Source organism: Mesorhizobium sp. M1A.F.Ca.IN.020.04.1.1, assembly GCF_003997315.1.
GTDB lineage: Bacteria > Pseudomonadota > Alphaproteobacteria > Rhizobiales > Rhizobiaceae > Mesorhizobium.
In genome coordinates, this window is the sequence record NZ_RZSN01000052.1 from 12,232 (window position 1) to 32,748 (window position 20,517).

A 20,517-nucleotide genomic window follows, 5' to 3' on the forward strand; every position below is an offset into this window, starting at 1 on the left:
GATGAAACATTAACGGACTAGACCGCCCGACGTCACGATTTGGTCCGAATCGACCACCAAACCCAGACACGAAAACGTTACCAGGGAAGAGAACAATGCCTCGAAGTAAGCAAGAACAAAGCCGACCGGCGCAGCAGCCGCTCGCCAGCCACTACCGCGCGATCGGCCCTGCGGCCATCGTCGCAGCCCTTCTTCACACCGCGAAGAAGAAGAAGCCGGCGCAGAAGATCATCTCGCCGCGCGCCGCCTGAAACGGCAGGACCGGCGCAGTCTCCGATGATCGGGGTGCCGGCAATGAGGGCGACGCCAATGCTCGCCCTGGAGATGAAGGCCTCCGCTAGCAGCCTTCGCTAAAACAGGGTCATCTGGTTTTCGTCCGCGCCGGGTTTCTGGCGCCTGACCTTGTCGGGCTGAGGCCCGACCATGCCCCGCTCCTGAATCTCCGGCCCGGTGTTGGCGACCTTGGTGACGAGGTCGGAAACCGGAATCGCCTCGAAGAAATCGGGCTCGGCGGGCTTGAGGAGGTCGAGCACGTCGCGCGGCTCCTGCGTGCGGCAATCCAACCAGCGGGCGAAATCGCGTTCCTCGATCACCACCGGCATGCGGTCGTGGATATGGGCGGTGCCGGCGTTGGCCCGCGTGGTGAGGATCGCGCCGGTGTCCATCTCGGAACCGCCCGGCTCGGCATAGGTCTCGATCAGACCGGCGAAGGCGATCACCCCGCCCCGCCGCGGCTGGATCCAGTAGGGCTGGCCCTTGGCGCTACCCGACTGCTGCCATTCATAAAAGCCGGAGGCCGGCACAAGGGCCCGGCGATGGCGCATGGCGGTCTTGAACGAGGCCTTCTGCAGCACGCCTTCCGAGCGCGCGTTGAAGAGCAGCGGAAATTCCTTCGTATCCTTGACCCAAGTCGGGATCAGGCCCCAGCGCACCAGCATCGCCTGGCGGTCTGGCAGGTTGGAGCCTGGCGCTCTTGGCGGACTGGCGAACGCCATCAGCACCGGCTGCGTCGGAGCGATATTGTAGCGGGCCGGAAACGCCTCCAGCTCCGCCAGGCCAAGAATGGCGGCGGTCTGGTCCGGCGAGGCGGTCAGGGCAAAGCGTCCGCACATGGATTGGCTCTTCGGTCGGGATCGCCATGAAAGTGGCGATGGAACCGCCGCGCCGCAACCGCTAAAGCTGTCCGGTCCACAACCAAGCCGGCAGCCGGCGCGATTCGCAACGCATGAACAAGGTTCGCAAGATTATCCCGGCAGTCTCCGTCGCCGTCGTGCGCGGCAAGACGGTGCTGCTTGTCAAGCGGGCGCGGCCGCCTTCGCAAGGGCTCTACGCGTATCCCGGCGGCAAGGTCGAGCCGGGCGAGACGCTGGCGCAAGCCGCGGCGCGCGAACTCAAGGAGGAAACGGGGCTCCAGGCGAAGGATTACCGCCCGCTGCGCGACATCCATATCGACGGCCGCGCTGAGCACCACGCGGTCGACTATTTGCTGACGGTGTTCGGCGCGGCCTATGTCGGCGGCGAGCCGGCAGCGAGCGATGACGCCGAGACGGCGGCGTTCTACACGCTGGCGGAAATGGCGGCGATGCCGCTGGCGGGCGATGTGTTTGAAGTTGCCGAGGAGTTGCTTGGTCCTGCGCAAGCCGCCGAGCGGTGACCCCAGAATGGCCTTGCGGGCGACAAAATGTTTCGCCACAAAGCCTTGCTCTTCCATCGCAAGGCCATGATGACCCGCGCCTCCCCCTTTCTCGCCGCAAGCCTCGCTATCAGCATGGCCGTCACGGTGCAGCCGGCATCGGCGGCCGAGGCGCCGTTCGAGCCCGGGCTGATGCGCCTCGCCGAGGTGCTGGGTTCGCTGCATTTCCTGCGCAACCTCTGCGGCGAGAAAGGCGACCAGTGGCGGCTGGAGATGGAAAAGCTGCTCGAGTCGGAAAATCCCGATCCCAACCGGCGCGCCCGCTTCATCGCCTCCTTCAATCGCGGCTACCGCTCCTTCAGCGGCACCTACACGCAGTGCACGCCTTCGGCCACCGAGGCCATTGCCCGCTACATGAAGGAAGGCGAGACGCTGTCGCGCGATATCGCTTCCCGCTACGGGAATTGAGGACCGGCATCGATCGCGACTATCCACCGACAAATCGCTCCAATGTGGCCGGCCTTATTGTATCAGGCTGCGCCTTGGTGCAATCATCTGTTGCGCTTGTGCAACAATGTTAATGAAACGTTAGTGGACAAATGCGGAATTAACTCAAACTGAAGGTTTTAATGCCGCAAGCTGGTCTAATCGGCTAAGCTCGGTCGGAATTGATCGCAGCCTTGCTCGATATGTAGATTGCGACTGCAGAAATGTCGTATTTACAAGCACTTGTACGAGCAGCGCATGAACTGGCAAGTCAAGCCCGGTGCCTTGCCGGACCGACGCTTGAAAAGGTGGACATCGCAATGGAACATGGCGTCAGCGACATCGACGCGTTGGTCAGGGAAGAAAAGCGCCTGACCGCCGTGGAGAGCCACAGTGAAGCCTGGGCGGAAGGATTGTCGGCCGGCATCGAGCCCGAAATCATCGCCGAGGCTGCGCTGGAAACCGCCTTCGGCGAGATGCTGCGCGCCAATGGTGAGACCTCAGCGCTGGCCCTGCTCGACCGCATGCGCGAAAAGGTGATCTCCGGCGCGTTCGAGCCGGAACGGCTCAGGCACTAGCCCGCCCGCTTTGGCTGCTTTTGACGGCGACGCGCCGTTTGGGCATCATACCCGCCGCCTAGCCATTAGTTTTTCGCAATTCCGGACGGAAACCATTGCACAGTTTTCTGGAATTGCCCTAGCGAGCCCGGAACCATGGAGAGGCAAGGGGTGAGATTTTCGTTGGCAGGCAGGCCGCGCGGGCTGGCCCTCGGCATCTGGATCACTGCTTCCTGCGCCGGGCCATTGGCAATCTGCCTCGCCAGCACGCCTTGCTATGCGCTAAGCGAGATCCAACGCGAGGAGTTGCCTTCGCCGGTCACTCCGTCCACCAGTGACGAAACGACCGCTCCGGGGACCACCGTGCCAATGCCGGCCGCGCCCGGCACCAAACCCTCCGACAACAGCCAGCCGGCCGACGAGACGGACAAGAGCGCGCCCGAAGCGCCAACCGGCAGCGGCGGCATCACCAGCCCGCGCTCCGACCCGGATTCGCCGCCGCCGCCCGTCGTCTACGACCTCGACAAGCTTCCCGAGCCGGTCAAACGCATGCACGGCCTGATCATCGAGGCCTGCAAGAGCGGCGATATCGAGAAACTTCGGCCGCTGATCGGCTCGGGCGAATCCATGACGCAGCTATCGCTCGGCGACATCGAGGGCGACCCGGTCGCTTTCCTCAAGGGACTCTCCGGCGACGGCGACGGCCAAGAGATTCTCGCCATTTTGGAAGAGGTGCTCAGCGCCGGCTATGTCCATGTCGACACCGGCACGCCGCAGGAGCTCTATGTCTGGCCGTATTTCTTCGCGCTGCCGCTCGACAAGCTGGATCCCAGGCAGCGCGTCGAGCTGTTCAAACTCGTCACCGCAAGCGACTATGACGACATGAAGCAGTTCGGCGCCTATATCTTCTATCGCGTCGGCATCACGCCCGCCGGCCAGTGGCTGTTCTTCGTCGCCGGGGATTGAGCCAGAAGCTCATCCCTTGCCAATTTTGGTCTGCGGCCATATGCGGTTTGCCTCCTCTCGCAGAGCCGGAATCGCATCGGCTCCCACCGTCGGCATTTTGCAAGAAAGAAAATCGACCAGGGCAAGTTCCCGCAGCTGCAGGCACTCATAATGCAGGGCGCGCTTAAGAAATCCAACGTGGCCTAAGCCGCCAGCGCCTCGGAAAACTCCACCGCCCTGCCCTGGCCGGGCGTGACGATCTCGCCGTCCCACATTACCCGGTTGCCGCGCACGATGGTGCCGACCGGCCAGCCGGTGACCTCTTTGCCGTCATAGGGCGTCCAGCCCGCCTTGGAGCCAGCCTGCGCGTTGGTGATGGTCTCGCGGCGCTTCAGGTCTACGACGGTGAAATCGGCGTCGTAGCCGGCGGCGATGCGGCCCTTTCCCGCCATGCCGAAGATGCGCTGCGGACCATGACTGGAGAGATCGACGAAACGCTGCAAAGTGAGCCGGCCGGCGTTGACATGGTCGAGCATGATCGGCACCAGCGTCTGCACGCCCGTCATGCCCGAAGGCGAGGCAGGATAAGGCTTCGCCTTCTCGGCCAGCGTGTGCGGCGCGTGGTCGGACCCCAGCACATCGACGATCCCTTGCGCAATGCCGTGCCAGACGCCGTCGCGGTGGCGCGCCGCGCGCACCGGCGGGTTCATCTGGATCAGCGTGCCGAGCCGCGCATAGTCGTCAGCTGAGAGCGTCAGGTGATGCGGCGTCGCCTCGCATGTAGCGACGTCTTTATGCTGCTCGAGGAAAACGATCTCCTCGGCCGTCGAGATGTGCAGCACATGGATGCGCGCGCGCGTCTGTCTCGCGATGCGCACCAGGCGCTCGGTGCAGCGCAGCGCCGCGATCTCGTCGCGCCAGACAGGATGCGACGAGGGATCGCCCTCGACGCGCAGACCGAGCCGCTCGCGCAGACGGAACTCGTCCTCGGAGTGGAAAGCGGCGCGGCGGCGGGTGTTGCGCAGGATGGAGGCGACGCCTTCGTCGTCCTCGACCAGCAGGTCGCCGGTGGACGAGCCCATGAAGACTTTTATGCCGGCAGCTCCTGGCAGCCGCTCGAGCTCGCTGACATCGCCGGCATTGTCGCGCGTGCCGCCAACCCAGAAAGCGAAGTCGCAATGCATGCGGCCGGTGGCGCGCCGCACCTTGTCGGCAAGGGCCGCCTCGCTGGTGGTCAGCGGATTGGTGTTGGGCATCTCGAAGACCGCGGTGACGCCGCCCAAAACCGCGGCGCGAGACCCGGTTTCCAGATCTTCCTTGTGCTCCAGTCCCGGCTCGCGGAAATGCACCTGGCTGTCGACGACGCCGGGCAGGATGTGCAGGCCCGTGCAATCGATCGTCTCGCCGGCCGACGCTTGGCCGAGATCCCCTATCGCGGCAATACGCCCGGCCTTCACGCCGACATCGCGCCGGCCTTCACCGTCATGGTTGACTACCGTGCCGCCTGTCAGGATGAGGTCGAAGGTGGTTGCCATGGACTGGTCCAATCTCTTGCGGGGGGAGTGTGGCCGGCTTACGTAATGACCATCATTTTTGCAAGATCAGGCCGACTTCACGCCCATGCCCTTTGCCCTGCTGAAAGACCGCGCGCTCATTTCCGTGTCAGGCCAGGATGCCGAACATTTTTTGCAAAACATCCTCACCACCGATCTCGATGCGCTCGGCGCCGGCGAGGCAAAGCCTGGCGCGCTGCTTTCGCCGCAAGGCAAGATCCTGTTCGATTTTCTCATCTCTCGCGCCGGCGAGAACGGCTTCCGGCTGGAATGCCGGACCGACATAGCCGATGACTTCGTGCGCCGGCTGATGCTTTACCGGCTGAGGGCAAAGGCCGAGATTGCCAAGCAGGATCAGGCGCTTGTCACGGTTGCGTGGGATGATGATTCAACCGCCTCATTTGCCGATTCAACTTCGCTCGCCGACACGCGCTTCCGCGAGGTGGAGGTCAGGCGCACATATGACGGCGCAGTTCAGGACAGCGGCGATGCCGGCGCATGGCGGGCCCTGCGTATCGCCAACGGCATCGCCGAAAGCGGCAGCGATTATCAGCTCGGTGACGCTTTCCCACATGACGTTCTCCTCGACGAGACCGGCGGCGTCGGCTTCAAGAAAGGCTGCTATGTCGGCCAGGAAGTCGTCTCGCGCATGCAGCATCGCGGCACCGCGCGACGCCGCGTGCTGATCGCCACAGCCGGGGGTTCCCTGCCTGCGTCCGGTACCGAGCTCACCGTCGCAGGCCGCCCGGTCGGAACGCTGGGTTCGGTAAGCGGCGGACGCGGCCTCGTCATTGCCCGCATCGACCGCGTCAAGGCAGCGCTCGATGCCCGCGACCCGATCATGGCCGGCGACGTCCCGGTGACGCTCGCCATCCCGGGCTGGGCGAAATTCTCCTTCCCGCAAGACACCGTCAGCGAGGAGGAGGCCTGATGGCGGCCGACAGGGCGGGAGCGCCGCCGCGCGCCTGGCAGCGCATGCTGTCCGGCCGGCGGCTCGACCTGCTCGACCCCTCGCCGCTCGACATCGAGATCGCCGACATCGCGCATGGCCTCGCCCGCGTCGCCCGCTGGAACGGCCAGACCAGCGGCGAGCACGCCTTTTCGGTGGCTCAGCATTCGCTGCTGGTCGAGGCACTCTATGGTGAGCTGGTGCCGGCCGCCTCCGCCGAGGCGCGGCTCGCGGCGCTGCTGCACGACGCGCCCGAATATGTCATCGGCGACATGATCTCCCCCTTCAAATCGGTGATGGGCGGCTCCTACAAGGACTGCGAGCTCAGGCTGCAGCGCGCCATCCATCAACGTTTCTCGCTGCCGGCCGAGCTCGGTTCCACCTTGCGCAAGGACATCAAGCGCGCCGACCAGATCGCCGCCTATTACGAAGCGACGCTGCTTGCCGGCTTCTCGACCGCGGAGGCGACGGAGTATTTCGGCCGGCCGCGCAGCTTTTCCGCCGACCATTTCGACTTCACTCCACGCTCGGTGACCTGGGCGCAGGCGGCATTTCTGAAACGATTCGCGGCGCTGGAAGCTAAACGCCAGCCTTTTCTCGCTGCCAATTCCGTCAAATAAAAGAACGCTAAATTAACCGGCGGCCACGACAGTAAACTGTTCAGTCACGGTCGGCAGGCGCGTTCATGCCCGTTGCTCATGTCAAGGCTGGTTCGGCCGCAGTCAGGCGGAAGGCAACCGGTATTGGCCCGGTTCGACGAATAGCGGAGGAACTTCGCGCACAAAACGAGCGCTTTTCGGCCGCCGTCGAGAACATGTCGCATGGCCTGTGCATGTTCGACGCCGACGAGCGCATGATCATCTGCAACCGAAACTACATCGACCTCTTCCGCCTCGACGCCAAAGTCACGAAGCCCGGCATTCGCTTCTTCGACATCTTGCAGCACAGCGTCGAAATCGGCATCGCCTCGCAAACCGCCGAGCAGCTCTACGCCGTCCGCAAACCCTATATCGACGGCGCCAAGCCCTCGACGTATGAGGAGACGCTGGCGGACGGGCGCATCATCGTCATCTCGCATCGGCCGCTGGCCTCCGGCGGCTGGGTGTCGATCTACGAGGACGTGACCGTGCAGCGGCGCTCCGAAGAGGAACTGAAGGAGCAGCATCGCCGCTTCGACGCCGCTTTGGCCAACATGTCGCAAGGCCTGCTGATGTATGACGCCGACGGCAAGATGATCGTGCGCAATCAGCGCTTTCTCGAGCTCTACAAAGTCGCCGCGACAGATTTCCCTTTTGGAACGACACACCGCGACGCGCTCAAACGACTGCTGGAGCTCGGCATCTACACCAAGATCGACGTCGACAGCGAAGTCACCAGGACCGAAGCCTGCCTGCGAGCAGGGAAAATGCAGTCGGCTTACCGCTATCTTGCCGACGGCAGGACTTTTCTGGTGGTTCGGCAGCCGATGAGCGGCGGCGGCTGGGTCGTGACCTTCGACGATGTTACCGAGCGTCGCCGCGCCGAAGAGCGCATGACGCATCTTGCGCATCACGACACGCTGACCAACCTGCCCAACCGCTCGATGTTCCGCGAGCGCCTGGACCAGGCATTGAGCGAGGCCAAGGCCGCGCCGGTGGCGATCTTCTCGCTCGACCTCGACCGCTTCAAGGCCGTCAACGATACGTTCGGGCATCCGGCCGGCGACTGGCTGCTGAAAAGGGTGGCCGAGCGCCTGCAGCGCTGCCTGCGCAGCGACAAGGACGTGGTGGCGCGTTTCGGCGGCGACGAATTCGCCATCATTCAATCCAATATCAGAAACGCGGTCGACGCCGAAAAGCTGGCCAAGCGCATTATCGAGGTGATCGGCAAGCCTTATCGCGACAAGGGCCGCGAAATGCATGTCGGGGTGAGCCTCGGCATCGCGCTTTATCCCAGCGACGGGCAGGATGCGGATACGCTGCTCACCAATGCCGACATGGCGCTCTACCGGGGCAAGAGCGAGGGGCGCAACATCTACCGTTTCTTCGAGCCGGGCATGGATGCCATGGTGCGGGAGCGCCTGGCGCTCGAGGCCGACCTCGAGGCTGCACTCCCGAGGCGCGAGTTCGAACTGGATTTCCAGCCGATTCTCGACATCGCCTCCGGCGAGATCGTCGGCGCCGAAGCGCTGATGCGCTGGCGCTCGCCGTCGCGCGGGCTGGTGCCGCCGCAAGACTTCATCGCCGCGGCCGAAGAAACCGGGCTGATCGTGCAACTCGGCGACTGGGCGCTGCGCAAGGCCTGCGGCGTGGCGGCGGGCTGGCCGCAGGACGTGCGCATGGCGGTCAACGTCTCGGCGGCCCAGATCAAGAGCGGCGGCTTCGCCCGCAGCGTGATTGCGGCGCTCGCCTTTTCCGGCCTGCCAGCAAGCCGGCTGGAACTCGAAATCACCGAAACGGTGATGATGGACGAGAGCGACAGCGTGCTGAGGACGCTCGGGCAATTGCGCGGGCTCGGCGTGCGCATCGCGCTCGACGATTTCGGCACCGGCTATTCTTCGCTCGGTTATCTGCGGCGCTTCCCGGTCGACAAGATCAAGATCGACCGCTCCTTCATCCACGATCTCGACAAGCGCGACACGGCGGCGATCGTGCGCACGGTTATCGGGCTCGGCGCCGAGCTCGGCATCACCGTCACCGCCGAAGGCGTCGAGGCCGAAGCGCAGCTCGACATGCTGCGCAAGGCCGGCTGCGGCGAGGCGCAAGGTTTTCTGATCGGCGCGCCGGCCAGGGCCTCGGAGATGAGCCGCCTGCTGCGCTCGCAGGAAAAGCTTCGCCGATCCGGTTGATGCCAGGCACCGGTCAGCGCAGCGTCTCGAAATATTTCTCGTGGAAGCTCACATAGCCGGGTTCTACCACTTTGAGATGCCGCGCGATCAGCCGATGAAAAGCCGGCAATTGATGGAACGGCACACCCGGATAGGCGTGGTGCTCGGCATGGTAGGGCATGTTCCAGGCGAGCTTGCGCACGAGCCAGTTGGTCAGCGTCGTCCTGGTGTTTTCCAGCATATTGGCGACGAAGGGGCAGCGGCCATGCTCGGCCAACAGATAAAGCCTGAGAAAGGGCTGCCCGAGCAGCGCCGGTACGAGCCAGATGTAGAGGAGCACTGTCGCCTTGAGCGAGATCGCAAGCGTCAGCACGACGAGGTAGAAGGCGATCATCGCCCGCGCTTCGGCCTGGACTTTCGGCAAGCCTTTCGACGGCACATAGCTGTCCCGGCAGCGGCCGCTGGCATTTCTGTAGAGCGTCTTGAAATGACCCCACCACACCGGCAGGCCAGACACATGGACGATGTACTGTCGCAAGGTCTCGGGCTTCGGGAAAGCCAGCTCCGGATCGTTCTGCGGGTCCTGAGTGAAGCGATGATGGGCGAAATGGAAATAGCGGAACCAGTCGGCCGGCAGCGCGATCGCCAGGCTGCAGAGCCGCGCGACGGCATCGTTCAGCCACTGCGTTTCGAAGGCCGTCCTATGCACGGTCTCATGCAGCAGCGTGAACAGGAACACGATCAGGATGCCCTGCGGCAGCATCAGAACCGGCCAGTACGGCACCTTGGCCGCGATCAGCGCGCCGAGAGCGACGATGGCGCCGAGATGAACGACGAATTGGATGATGCCCGGCAGATCGGACTTGCAGGTCAGCCGGCTGCGCTCCTCATTGGTCAGCGAGGCGATGACGTCGCGGTGGTCGATGGTGTGGTCGATGGCGCTCATGAGCGCTACCGTACTGCAGAAAGAAAGCTTTCGAAAAACGAGGAATTCTGCAAAATAGATAAGCTTAGCTTATCTTTTCGGGTCGCCATGGTCGCACTTCCCTCCCTGCGCGGACTTCAAGCCTTCGAGGCGGCGGCGCGCAGCGGCAGCTTTGCCGCAGCGGCGGAAGAGCTGTCGATTTCGGCGGCGGCGGTCAGCCAGCTCATCCGCACCGTGGAAGAACAGATGGGCCGCAAGTTGTTCCACCGCGTCAACCGGCGCGTCCTGCTCACCGAAGCCGGCGTCGAGATGTTGCCGAGGCTTACCATGGCCTTCCAGGAAATCGGCAGCGTCGCGCGGGATGTAGGCGGCGATGCGTTCCGGCCGAGGCTCGTCATCTCGGTGCCGCCTTCGATGGCGATGGGCTGGCTTTCCGAACGCCTCGCCGGCTTTGTCGCCAGCCACGGCGCCGCGGATATTTCGCTGAGAGGCGAGGACGACCCTGTGCCGTTCAACCATGAGATGGTCGACATCCGGCTATCCTACGGCCGGCACTATCGCGAGCATCCGACCGAGGAGATCGCCCGGGATGCGGTCTATCCCGTCTGCGCGCCCAGCCTTGCCGGCGCAGCCAAGCCGGAAACTCTCGCCGGCCTGCCGTTGATCCACACCGACTGGGGCCCGACCGGTGCTGCCTTTCCGTCCTGGCGCAACTGGCTCGAGGCGGGGGGCATCGCGCCGGGCCGGTCGGCCCAGCGCGGGCTTTCGGCCAACTCGTCGCGGGCCGCACTCGATCTCGCCATGTCGGGATTGGGCGTGGCGCTGGCGCAAGGCATCTACTGCGCCCGGGCGCTGGAAGACGGCAGGCTGGTCCGGCCGGTTGCCCGAGCGCTGGAATTGCGCCAGCCTTATTGCCTGACGATCCCTGAACGCAGCGCAAGGCGCGATGTGGTGGCGGCGTTTCGCGAGTGGCTGATCGCGGAATGCGTGCGCGCGGTCAGCTCGCCGGCGCTCGGTGCCTAGCAGTCAGAGATGCCCGGCCAGGGCCGCGACCATGTCCTTGCTGGTGGCTACCGGAACGATCTCGAACTCCACCAGATCGGCCCATTCGATGACCCAACGCTGCAGCAGCGTGACGTCATCGGCCTCGACAAGCAGGAAGCAGCGGCTCATGTCGCCTGCGATCCAGCTATGGTGAACGACAAGCGCGTCCGGTTTCAGCCGGCCCCGATTGCGGAACCGCCGGTAGATTTCCTTGCGGTCGCAGCCGCGAAAATCCTCGACAACGAAAAACAGCATCTTGCCCCCATTCAGTTGATTGTCTTGGCCGGATTCTGCGACGCCAGGCGATCCCGTCCGGAGGCAAAATGCTTTAGCGACCAGTGCGCTCCAGCCGCTCCAGGAACCATTGCGTAAGCCGCACCCAGAGCTCGTCCTTCTCGCCGGAATCCTCCCAGCCATGGTCGAGATTGGGGTTATCGTTGACCTCGATGACGAAGACGCCGTCCTTGGTTTCCTTGAGGTCGACGCCGTAGAGCCCGTCGCCGATGCAGCGCGCCGCCTTGACCGCCGTCTCGACCACGTGCGGCGGCGTCTGCTTCAGCGTGAAGGTCTTGATGCCGCCCTGATCGGGCTTGCCGTTGGCCTTGTGGTTGACGATCTGCCAGTGTTTTTTGGCCATCAGGTAATGCACGGCAAACAGCGGTTGGCCGCCGAGCACGCCGACGCGCCAATCATATTCGGTGGGGATGAATTTCTGCGCGATGAGGAGGTCGGAATCCTCCAGCCACTCGGTCGCCAGCTTTGTCAGATCGGCAAGGTTCTCGCATTTCTTGACCCCGCGCGAGAAGGATGAGTCCGGGATTTTCAGCACCAGCGGAAAGCCCAGCGTCTGGGCGGCGAGCTCCAGATCGGAGGTGCCGGCAATCATCACCGTCGGCGGTACCGGCACCTTGTTGTAGGTCATCAGCTCGTTGAGATAGACCTTGTTGGTGCAGCGGATCATCGACAGCGGGTCGTCGATCACCGGCATGCCCTCCTGCTGGGCGCGGCGCGCGAAACGGTAGGTGTGGTTGGAGATGGATGTCGTCTCGCGGATGAACAGCGCGTCGTAATTGGCGAGCTTGGCCAAATCCTTCCTGGTGATCGGCTCGACCTCGACGCCCATCTTCTCCGCGATCCTCGCCCAGTAGCGCAGGGACGAAATCTCCGAAGGCGGCAATTCCTCATGCGGATCGACGAGCGTCGCGAACGTGTAGCGCGCCGGCGTGCGCCCCTTGGTGTCGCGCCACTCGCGGTTGGTGTAGGTCTCCAGGCATTGCAGGAAGACTTCTTCCTGCTCCTCGCTCATGCGCGCGAGCGGCAGGAAGCCGATCTTGCGGATCGAAGCCCATTCGGCGCTGTCCTTGATGTGGACCTCGAGCGCCGGCGCGCGAAACCAGTCGAACAAGAGCTTGGTGAACCGGTCCCAAACTTTCGAGGGCCCGATGCCGAAAAAGACGGCGACCTTCGTCGGAAAGGTTCCGTCGAGATCCTTGCGGCATTTGTTGAGCGCGAGCTCGAGTTCCGGCAGCGCATGCTCATAGAGCTTGCGCTCCGACAGATCGATCATGGTCTCGACGGTCGGGATCACTTTGTGGCCGCGCGATCCGGCGAGCAGCGAGGCATAATAGCCGCGGCTCTGATAGCCGTAGTTGTTCGACAGGTTGATCACCTTAGGGCGCTGGCCGCGAAACAGCGCCGGATGCGCGAGATAGTCGCGGTTGGTGATGATCTTGTGCGGCGTCGCCACCTGGTCGAGATCGTTCTGCCTGCCTGTAAGGATGACCCAGGTCATTGTGTCAGCGTTTTCCCAGGTTGATGGCGGCGCGCAACCCGTCGCGGCCGAACTGAGCCATGTTCATGAAGATGCCATAGGGCACGGGAATGTTGGCGGCGTCGAGGATGGTTTCCTGCCTTTCGTCTTCGACCCAAGGATCGTGGATGAGGATATGGTCGCCGTCGTCGCCGATGGCCAGCACCCAATGCGGCACCTTCTTGCCGAACATCAGGAAGCCGCTGATCAACACCAGCACCAGCTTGCCCTCGGCAAGGGCGGCGCGGATGTCGTCGATGCCGAACGGACGGTAATTCACCGGGATGCCGTAAAGTTCCGCGCGCCGGCGGAAGTCGACCTGGGCGAGCTCCATCACCCGGCGCTTTTCCTCGCTGCGCACCGACTGCAGGAACAGCGCGCCGTGAAAGGATACGAAGATCTCGGCGGCAAGCCCGCTTTCATAGCCGGCAACCGCCAGGCCGAAAGGCTCGCAGCCGCCCGGCCCCGACATCATGAATACCGTGGTCGCCTCGCGCCACAGGCGTATTTCCATGACCGGATCGGGCACGAAGCCGGAATCGAAATTGGCCATTGCCATCATCAGGCAGCACGGACCGCAGGTGAACTCGCAGGTCTGCTGGTAAAACGGCACCCCGGTGCTGGTCGGGACATCGCCGCGCAGCGTCTTTTCGTAACGCAGCGCGGTGGCGCCGTCCTCGTAATAGTCGGGCTCGCGGCCGATTTTTCGGTAGCCTGCCTGCTCGTAGATGCCGATGGCGCGCTGATTGTCCTCGCGAACCTCGAGCCGCAGCATCATGCGATCGTGTTCATAAGCCGCCTCTTCGGCCGCGGCCAGCAGTTGGCGGCCGATGCCGAGATTGCCGAAGAACGGACCGACGGCGATGGAATAGAGCCGGGCCACGCCGCTGCCCTTGCGAAACAAGACCACCGCGTAGCCGGCGACATGGCCGTCATTCTCGGCCACCAGCATCTCGGCGGTCTCACGCTCGATCAACTGGCGAAAAGAGCGGCGCGACAGGCGATCGCTTGAGAAAACAGCCTTCTCGATGGCGGCGAGGTCATCGACGTCCGACGCGCGGGCCTTGCGGATCTCGGCAGGCATGCGGGGTTTGGGAGAACCTCGATTGGATTAAAGGAAACGGCCCCGGTCAAAAGCAGCACCCCGGCCGAAGCGCCGGTCTTCATCAAGCGCTATCGCTCCTTGATTAGGGCCGAATTGTGACAGGTTCCGCGGCGGCAGAAAAGCACCACGGCTTTGAACTGAACCACTAATTCGAAACAGCGTAGGCCGTTGAAAACAGCCGCCTCCTCAGCTCGAAATACCGGCCAGAAGCTGGCCATAGGCGCTCTTGGCGACCTCCGACAGACGCTCCGGCGGCAATGTGCCGACGACGGCGCAGCCATAGCCCTTGTCCAGCCAATACACCGCTTCCGGACCGTCAGCCTCGGCCGTATAGGTTCCCTTGGTGGTCTGCGATGATTCGGCGGTGACGAAGAGCGAGATGCGCTCGCCCTTGGCGTCCTCGTAAAGCAACATCGCGGCCTTGCCACGCTCGCCCGCCGGCAACAGCCGGCCGCCGACGAGTGCGAAGCCCTCGGCCGCGAGATCGGGCGCCACCAGCTTCAGCCCTACCCGGTTGGACAGCCAGGTCTGCAGATGGTCCTTGTCGCTTGCCGGCACCTCAACCGCGTGACGCTTCTCGGCGGCGTAGATGAGATGGGCGGAAATCGCCTGCTCCGCGAGTTGATCGTCGCTCTCACCGCTGCGGCCAATGCCGTCGATGCCGGCGAGATAGCCACCGAACCCGCCGACCATCAGCACGGCTGCCGCCGCCGCCGAAAGCCACCAGCGCGAGCGCCAGGCAGGCGTCCGCGCCGGCGCTTCGCCAAGCACCGCGTGCCGTAGCCTTGCCGGCACCGGTTCGTCCATCACGCCGGCCAGGGCGGCGCGGAGCGCCGCACGGTCGGCTATGTAACGGGCGCTCTTCGCCTTCATTTCGGGATTGGCTTCGAGCCAGGCGTCATAGGCCATGCGCTCCTCGCCCGGCAGCTCGCCATCGAGGGCCATGTGGATATCGCGTTCGGTGAAATCGCGCCGGGTCATCGCTCGACGATCCTTATCGAGCGGCGGCGCGAGGAGTCGTCCAGCAGGCCGCGCAGTTCCTCGCGGCCGCGCGCGATGCGCGACATCAGCGTGCCGGCCGGCACACCCAGGATGTTGGCGGCCTCGGCATAGGAAAAGCCTTCGATAGCGACCATGACCAATGCCGCGCGCCGATCGGGGCCGATCGCCTGCAGGGCATCCATGATCTCGCGCGAGGCTATGCTTTCGACCTGATCGGCGGGCGCGGCCTGGGCTTCGCCGGCTTCCAGAGGCAACATTGCCGCCTCGCCTCGCCGGTTAACCTTGCGCATCTGGTCGATGAACAGATGATGCATGATCGTAAACAGCCACCTCCTGGGGCTTTCTCCAGTTTGCCAGTTGTCGAGCCGCACAAGCGCCCGCTCGAGGCAGTCCTGGACGAGATCGTCGGCGGAATCGCGGTCGCGCAGCAACGAGCGCGCGTAGCGGCGCAGACGCGGTATCTCGCTCAGGATCGCTGCCTTCTTGTCGTCCATGACCGCTTGTTTCGTCGTCGTCTTCCATTCGATTGAACGCGCCTTCCCGGCGCGGCGCAAGCAGCCAGCACGAAGCGGACCACCCGCTCCGGTACCCAAGCACCTGGATAACGCCGGCGGATGCCGGTTTATTCCCGGCGCGAGCGGAACCGGAACCAAGGTTGAATACCGGTTCTTGCCATTGTATATTCGTCATTGAATATCTTGCATATTCATCTTAGAATATACGCCGGAGGAATTCGACAATGTCTTTGTATATCCGCGATGACGAGGTTGACGCGCTGGCTCGTCAGCTGCAGTCCGCGATCAAGGCGCCCACGAAGACTGAAGCCGTGCGGATCGCGCTCAAGCGTGAGCTCGAACGGGCACATGCCGTCCTCCCACTAAGCGAGCGCATTAGAAAGTATCAGGACGCAGCGAGGGCGCTCGGTCCGGACGACCTGGACTTCGACATGAAGAAATTCATGGACGAAGGATGGGATGACCTCTGATGTTTCTCGATGCTTCCGCTATCATCGCTATCATATCGGAAGAGCCGGGTGCGAACCGCCTTCTTAGGAAAATGGAAGCCGCCGAGAAGCTTTATTTCTCGCCGAGTTCCGCATTCGAGGCGATTGTTGGGATAGCTCGCAGGAAATCCGTAGCGGAAAACGGCGACCAGCTTCCGACGCCACCCGCCCTGATCGAACGATGTCAAATGATCGTCTTGGGTTTCCTGGCCGAACTCAAGGCCGTTGAGGTCCCGCTGGACACGCGGATCCGAGAACTCGCTGTAAGGGCCGCGCAAGATTATGGTCGATATGTGGGCCACCCAGCCAAACTGAATTTCGGCGACTGCTTCAGCTACGCATGCGCCAAAGCCTATCGCGTACCTCTGCTCTACAAAGGCAACGACTTCTCGCAGACCGATCTGGCCTGACCTTTATTCGGCTCCTAACCTCGCCGCCCTTGTCAGCAGACGCTGATAGAAAAGTCCGATGCCGATCAGCACGGCGCCCAGACCGATGAAGGAGAGTGCGCGCAGCACGCCTTCCAGCTCCGACATGTCGAAGAGGAAGACCTTCAGCACGGCGACCGCTATGAGCACGGCCGAGGCAATGCGCAGCACCTGCGACCTCAGCCAGACGCCGGCGGTCAGCAGCGCCACGCCGATGACCAGCCAGAGCGCCGAATAGGTATAGGTCTCAAGCTGGCCGAGGCCGCTCCACAGGCCGATAAACTCGCCCTTGAACAGGCGCCGGACCGACAGCGTGGCGTAGGCGAAGGCGAGCAGCGAAGCGACCAGCGCCAGCATCGCGGCATACCATCTCGGGCGCCTCTCGCGGACATAAAGCGCCAGTGCTCCTGCTGCGACCGCCGGCAGCAGATAGGCGAGCAACAACAGGTTGAAGAACGGGACGGCGCCGGTCGATTCATCCGTCAGCAGCGGGTTCAGCACCACGAAGTGCCGGATGAGGATGAAGGCGACCGAGAGCACGCCGGCGGCCATCGAGCCATAGCGCAACACCGGGCTCGGCGAGCGCAGGTCGATAGCGACCAGTATGGCGCCGGCGCCTAGCGCGATCAGCGTGTAGATCGCCTGCTCGGCAAGGGTGACGGGGCCGGTGTCGATGACGCCGCCATGCATGGCATGGCGCACCAGCATCGCAATGGTGAGCAGACCGAACAGCGCCGAGGCCGCTTCCATGGCAAGACGCGGCCGTCCGTTGGTGGTGCGCGCGAGTTGCCAGGCGGCGAAGCCGAAGGCGAGCGCCGGAACGCCATAGCCCGGCAAGAGCCAATTGAAGACCGGCGTCCTCGACAGTGCCGCCGGGCCCACGATGGTTGGATCGAAGGCGACGCGACCAAGCACGGCGACCGGCGCGCCGACCGCGATCCAGCCCAGCACCGGGAAGCTGCGCCAGCGCGTCGCGAGCGCCGGCACGACGGCGGCGGCGCCGAGCAGCACCGTCGTCCAGCCGGAGCCGAAGGCCATGTGCAGCATCAACAAGCCTGCGACGCCGCCGCCGCCGAGCGCGAAGGAGACGGCGGGGCCGCCGCGGAGCGGCGGTTCCTCGGCACGCGCGATCCACTCGCCGCCGGCGGCAAAGACGAGCACCAGAAGCAGGGCCGGCAGCGCGTAGCCAAAATCGCGGTCGATGCCGCCGAAGGTGAGCCAGAGCGCGGTGAGCACGACCAGCGGCACAATGACACCCCAGGCCGCCCAGGACGCGGCGCGGATGGGCGCAGCAGCCGCAAAGCGGCGCGCGGCCCAGAACCCGGCTGCGACGAAGACCAGGGCAAGCGCGATGCCGAGGCGGAAGGTCAGCGTGTCGGATGCGGCCAGCGGCTCGGCGCCCAGGCCGACATCCAGCGCATCGGCGCCGATGGTGGCGGGCGGGATGATGCCGAGATAGATCAGCGCGGTCGCCAGGCCGGCGGCGAAGAGGAGCGGCAAGGCGCGCGGCCGGTAGAGCGCCACTGCCAGCAGCGCGGCGAGCAGCACCGCGCCGTGCGAGGCATAACCCGCCTTGGCAAACACCGGATCGACCGACAGCCCGAGCGCGGTCAGCGCAACGAAGAAGCCGGGCGCGATTGATGGCCAGTCGAAGCCGGGCTCCGCGTCGTCGCGGCCAGCAGTCAAGAAATCGGCTAGCCAGACGAAGGCGAGCACGGCAAGCGAGGCCAGGCTGATGAACAGCACCGTCGAGAGATTCACCTCCGGTGCATTGGTCATGTAGACGATGGTCCAGATGCCGGTGCCGGCAAAGGCTGCCGCCACAAGCGCCTTCCAATCGCGGATGCGGGCGATAGCCGCCGTGGCGGCAAGCACGATCGCCAAATAGACGAACAGCGCCCACGGGTTCGGCGCCTCCGAGGCGACGAGCGCCGGCGTCACCATGGCACCGATGAGGCCGATGCCGGCCAGCGCCAGGCCGTGGACCAGCGAGACGGCAATGGTGGCGACGCCGATCGCGCCGAGCAGCGTGAAGGCGAGCGCCGGGCCGATAAAGCCGTAGATGCCATAGGCTGCATAGACGGTGCCGAACAGGATAAAGGCGCCAGCGCCCGTCAGAATCGCCGGGATGTAGGCGCCGGCAGCCCCCTGCACCGGCACCCGGAAGCCGGTGCGGCGGATGAACTCGGCGCCGGCAAGCAACACAAGACCGAGAACGCCGGCCATGGTCAGTCGCACGCCGGGGCCGAAAATGCCGGCCTCGATCGTGTAGCGGATCAGGAACAGGCCACCCAGCGCCAGCGCGATGCCGCCGACCCAGACCGCCCAACGCGTGCCGAGGGCCGTCTCGACATCGCGGGCGGCCCTTGCAGGTACTGCCGCTTCGGCCGGCGCGGCAGGTTGCGTCAATTGTCCCTCTCCGGCGGGTTCGGACGGACTCCCCTCGCCCGCTTGGGCTGGCGCTTCGGCTTTTGGTTCGTCGGGCGTCGCGGCGGCTGTGGCCTGCGGGGCTGCTTCACCTGCCGACGGCGCGGCCGCTGCGGCAATCACGGCGGTAGCTTCGCCTGCAGCAGCTTCCGCGACCTCGCCAGGCCGGGGCGCGGGCTGCGGGATGCCCGAAAGCACCAAGCTGCGCAGCGCGCCAAGCTCGCGCTCGATCAGTCCGAGGCGCGTTTGCTGGCGTGAAATGATAACGAATAGAGCGATGACGGCGGCAATGGCGATCAGGCCGAAAAACATGGCGGTTTCCCCTCAAAACCGTGCCAGTCGTGGCCGACAAATGCGGCGATGAGACGGCTACCCAATCAGCGCCCTGCCGGCCTGCAAGATCGAGCATGTTTCGGCGCCGATTGCCAGCGACCGCAGGCTTTATCCAACGGCGATACGTCGAAGCGGCTGAGGCTCGGGCCGCAAATTGCCGGCCGCTCGCCGCGGACCACTCGTGCTATCCTCGAACGCTAGCGGGAATTAACAAGAGGATGACCGATGCCGCAACGAAGCGCGGGCCTGCTGATCTTCAAGCAAACCGCCGGTGTGTTCGAGTTCCTGCTGGTCCATCCCGGCGGACCGTTCTGGGCAAGGAAAGATGAACGGGCCTGGTCGATCCCGAAGGGGCTGATCGACGATGGCGAGGACGATCTCGTGGCCGCTCGGCGTGAGGCCGAGGAGGAGCTAGGCGTCGCGATCGACGGCGATTTCCAGCCAGTCGGCAGCTACAAGCAGCCGGGCGGTAAAATCGTGATCGCCTGGAGCGTCGAAGCGGACATCGATGTGAATGCCGTCAGGAGCAACATGTTCACCATGGAATGGCCGCCAAGGTCGGGCGCCATGAAGGAATTTCCCGAAGTGGACAAAGCCGGCTGGTTCTCGCTCCCAGAGGCAAGTCTCAAGATCCTGGAAGGCCAGCGTCCCATCCTCGACGATTTTCTGGAACGACGGCGAGCCGATTAGATCCTCGCCTCATTCGCGGCAATCACCTTCACCGCCACCTGATGCCGGCGCAGCGCCGCGAGGAATCCAGCGCGGGCGTCGGGCGGCTCGATGCCGCGCGGCTCATAGACGTGGCGAGTGAAGAAGAAGCCGGTCAGCCGGAAGGCGTCCTCGAGCGCCGCGGCATCGGCGCGCACGCCGGTGCCGCGCTGCAGGAAGGCCGGCAGCGCCAGCATCTTGTCGTGCCAAGCCGCGCCCGCGGCGCGCGAGACGGCGCGTCCGGATTTCGGCGAGACATAGGCGAGATCCTGCCGTGATCCGGTCGCCGCGCACTGGCTGAGGTCGAGGCCGAAGCCGAGTTCATCCAGGATCAGCAATTCGAAGCGCGCCACCAACTCGCCCGCGGCATCGGCATCGCCCAGATGGGAGATCATCACCGCAAGAGCCTCGTAGAGGCCGCCATGGGCATCGCGTTCGGGCAGAAGCCTGAGATGCGCGGCCATGGTCTGCAGGCCGTAGACGGCGACTGCGCTGTCCATCAGCCGGGCGGCGTTCATCTCGATCGCCTCGGCCTGGAAGATGCCGAGATGCTCGTCGAGACGTGCCCGCCACAAAAGGTCGACGCGATTGCCGGGCTGCAGCACCGGCTGCTGCTTGCGCGAGCGGCCGCCCCGCACCAGGCCGAGATGCCGGCCATGGGCGCGCGTCATCACCTCGAGGATGGCGCTGGTTTCGCCATGCCTGCGGGTGCCGAGAATGATTCCCTCGTCGCGCCATTCCATACGTCGAGCTTTTCACCTGTTGGGCGGCGAAATCAAGATTGCGGCCCGTGACCCATAATC

General features: G+C 64.4%; 22 protein-coding genes. 12 read left to right on the forward strand and 10 right to left on the reverse strand.

Features of this window, described 5'->3' with window-relative positions; genetic code table 11:
- Nucleotides 1-95 precede the first annotated feature (95 nt).
- Nucleotides 96-251, forward strand: a complete 156-nt coding sequence (locus EOA49_RS13270; RefSeq protein WP_082953737.1) for a hypothetical protein — start codon at nucleotides 96-98, stop codon at nucleotides 249-251.
- A 99-nt stretch (nucleotides 252-350) separates the two neighbouring features.
- Here EOA49_RS13270 and EOA49_RS13275 read toward each other — a convergent pair whose 3' ends face one another.
- Nucleotides 351-1,112 (reverse strand): SOS response-associated peptidase, encoded by a 762-nt coding sequence (locus EOA49_RS13275; RefSeq protein ID WP_127241786.1) that lies wholly within the window; start codon nucleotides 1,110-1,112, stop codon nucleotides 351-353.
- A 113-nt stretch (nucleotides 1,113-1,225) separates the two neighbouring features.
- On the opposite strand from EOA49_RS13275, the gene EOA49_RS13280 reads away from it, so the two are divergent.
- From EOA49_RS13280 to EOA49_RS13295, 4 genes are all read left to right on the forward strand, one after another.
- Entirely contained in the window at nucleotides 1,226-1,654 is a 429-nt protein-coding gene (locus tag EOA49_RS13280) for an NUDIX hydrolase (protein ID WP_095777839.1), read from the forward strand.
- Nucleotides 1,655-1,723: 69 nt separating this feature from the next.
- The gene (locus EOA49_RS13285) at nucleotides 1,724-2,101 is read left to right on the forward strand and encodes a TIGR02301 family protein (RefSeq protein WP_095781940.1); all 378 of its coding nucleotides are present in this window, start codon (nucleotides 1,724-1,726) and stop codon (nucleotides 2,099-2,101) included.
- A gap of 338 nt (nucleotides 2,102-2,439) precedes the next feature.
- On the forward strand, nucleotides 2,440-2,697 hold the full coding sequence (locus EOA49_RS13290; RefSeq protein ID WP_066997401.1) for a hypothetical protein: 258 nt from the start codon (nucleotides 2,440-2,442) through the stop codon (nucleotides 2,695-2,697).
- Between the two features lie 150 nt (nucleotides 2,698-2,847).
- Complete coding sequence (locus EOA49_RS13295; protein WP_095800109.1) at nucleotides 2,848-3,642, forward strand: hypothetical protein; 795 nt, start codon at nucleotides 2,848-2,850, stop codon at nucleotides 3,640-3,642.
- Nucleotides 3,643-3,824: 182 nt separating this feature from the next.
- Here EOA49_RS13295 and EOA49_RS13300 read toward each other — a convergent pair whose 3' ends face one another.
- A complete protein-coding gene (locus tag EOA49_RS13300; RefSeq protein ID WP_067321151.1) occupies nucleotides 3,825-5,156 on the reverse strand; it encodes a dihydroorotase in 1,332 nt (443 codons plus the stop codon).
- An 85-nt stretch (nucleotides 5,157-5,241) separates the two neighbouring features.
- Between EOA49_RS13300 and EOA49_RS13305 the strand changes: the two genes are divergently transcribed.
- The 3 genes from EOA49_RS13305 (at nucleotide 5,242) to EOA49_RS13315 (ending at nucleotide 8,950) form a co-directional block, all read left to right on the forward strand.
- Nucleotides 5,242-6,105 (forward strand): folate-binding protein YgfZ, encoded by an 864-nt coding sequence (locus EOA49_RS13305; RefSeq protein WP_127243184.1) that lies wholly within the window; start codon nucleotides 5,242-5,244, stop codon nucleotides 6,103-6,105.
- Nucleotides 6,105-6,743 (forward strand): HD family hydrolase, encoded by a 639-nt coding sequence (locus tag EOA49_RS13310; RefSeq protein WP_095781517.1) that lies wholly within the window; start codon nucleotides 6,105-6,107, stop codon nucleotides 6,741-6,743. Before EOA49_RS13305 ends, EOA49_RS13310 begins: the two co-directional genes overlap by 1 nt.
- A gap of 65 nt (nucleotides 6,744-6,808) precedes the next feature.
- A complete protein-coding gene (locus tag EOA49_RS13315) occupies nucleotides 6,809-8,950 on the forward strand; it encodes an EAL domain-containing protein (RefSeq protein WP_095823674.1) in 2,142 nt (713 codons plus the stop codon).
- Between the two features lie 13 nt (nucleotides 8,951-8,963).
- Here the strand turns inward: EOA49_RS13315 and EOA49_RS13320 are convergent, their stop codons facing one another.
- Nucleotides 8,964-9,854 (reverse strand): fatty acid desaturase family protein, encoded by an 891-nt coding sequence (locus EOA49_RS13320; RefSeq protein WP_127242198.1) that lies wholly within the window; start codon nucleotides 9,852-9,854, stop codon nucleotides 8,964-8,966.
- 108 nt (nucleotides 9,855-9,962) lie between these two features.
- Between EOA49_RS13320 and EOA49_RS13325 the strand changes: the two genes are divergently transcribed.
- Nucleotides 9,963-10,877: a LysR substrate-binding domain-containing protein gene (locus EOA49_RS13325; RefSeq protein WP_127242197.1), complete on the forward strand. Its 915-nt coding sequence runs from the start codon at nucleotides 9,963-9,965 to the stop codon at nucleotides 10,875-10,877.
- 3 nt (nucleotides 10,878-10,880) lie between these two features.
- Here EOA49_RS13325 and EOA49_RS13330 read toward each other — a convergent pair whose 3' ends face one another.
- The 5 genes from EOA49_RS13330 to EOA49_RS13350 form a co-directional block, all read right to left on the reverse strand.
- Nucleotides 10,881-11,153, reverse strand: coding sequence for a DUF3303 family protein (locus EOA49_RS13330; RefSeq protein WP_127216105.1), 273 nt, complete (start codon nucleotides 11,151-11,153; stop codon nucleotides 10,881-10,883).
- 73 nt (nucleotides 11,154-11,226) lie between these two features.
- Nucleotides 11,227-12,690, reverse strand: coding sequence for a RimK family protein (locus EOA49_RS13335; RefSeq protein ID WP_067321133.1), 1,464 nt, complete (start codon nucleotides 12,688-12,690; stop codon nucleotides 11,227-11,229).
- A gap of 4 nt (nucleotides 12,691-12,694) precedes the next feature.
- Nucleotides 12,695-13,792: a GNAT family N-acetyltransferase/peptidase C39 family protein gene (locus EOA49_RS13340; protein ID WP_127216107.1), complete on the reverse strand. Its 1,098-nt coding sequence runs from the start codon at nucleotides 13,790-13,792 to the stop codon at nucleotides 12,695-12,697.
- 207 nt (nucleotides 13,793-13,999) lie between these two features.
- The gene (locus tag EOA49_RS13345; protein WP_067321126.1) at nucleotides 14,000-14,794 is read right to left on the reverse strand and encodes an anti-sigma factor; all 795 of its coding nucleotides are present in this window, start codon (nucleotides 14,792-14,794) and stop codon (nucleotides 14,000-14,002) included.
- Entirely contained in the window at nucleotides 14,791-15,309 is a 519-nt protein-coding gene (locus EOA49_RS13350) for an RNA polymerase sigma factor (RefSeq protein WP_066998131.1), read from the reverse strand. Before EOA49_RS13350 ends, EOA49_RS13345 begins: the two co-directional genes overlap by 4 nt.
- Nucleotides 15,310-15,554: 245 nt before the next feature.
- Here EOA49_RS13350 and EOA49_RS13355 point away from each other — a divergent pair, with 245 nt between their 5' ends.
- Nucleotides 15,555-15,800 carry a type II toxin-antitoxin system VapB family antitoxin gene (locus EOA49_RS13355; RefSeq protein ID WP_066997434.1) on the forward strand — a complete coding sequence of 82 codons (246 nt, stop codon included), beginning with the start codon at nucleotides 15,555-15,557 and terminating at the stop codon, nucleotides 15,798-15,800.
- The gene (locus EOA49_RS13360; protein ID WP_066997437.1) at nucleotides 15,800-16,228 is read left to right on the forward strand and encodes a type II toxin-antitoxin system VapC family toxin; all 429 of its coding nucleotides are present in this window, start codon (nucleotides 15,800-15,802) and stop codon (nucleotides 16,226-16,228) included. Before EOA49_RS13355 ends, EOA49_RS13360 begins: the two co-directional genes overlap by 1 nt.
- A gap of 3 nt (nucleotides 16,229-16,231) precedes the next feature.
- On the opposite strand, the gene EOA49_RS13365 is transcribed toward EOA49_RS13360, so the two are convergent.
- Entirely contained in the window at nucleotides 16,232-18,985 is a 2,754-nt protein-coding gene (locus tag EOA49_RS13365; RefSeq protein WP_127243185.1) for a DUF2339 domain-containing protein, read from the reverse strand.
- Between the two features lie 246 nt (nucleotides 18,986-19,231).
- On the opposite strand from EOA49_RS13365, the gene EOA49_RS13370 reads away from it, so the two are divergent.
- Nucleotides 19,232-19,696 carry an NUDIX domain-containing protein gene (locus EOA49_RS13370; RefSeq protein WP_127242325.1) on the forward strand — a complete coding sequence of 155 codons (465 nt, stop codon included), beginning with the start codon at nucleotides 19,232-19,234 and terminating at the stop codon, nucleotides 19,694-19,696.
- Here EOA49_RS13370 and recO read toward each other — a convergent pair.
- Nucleotides 19,693-20,457, reverse strand: coding sequence for a DNA repair protein RecO (gene recO, locus EOA49_RS13375; RefSeq protein WP_067321116.1), 765 nt, complete (start codon nucleotides 20,455-20,457; stop codon nucleotides 19,693-19,695). The two genes, EOA49_RS13370 and recO, sit on opposite strands and share 4 nt — an antisense overlap.
- Nucleotides 20,458-20,517: the final 60 nt, after the last annotated feature.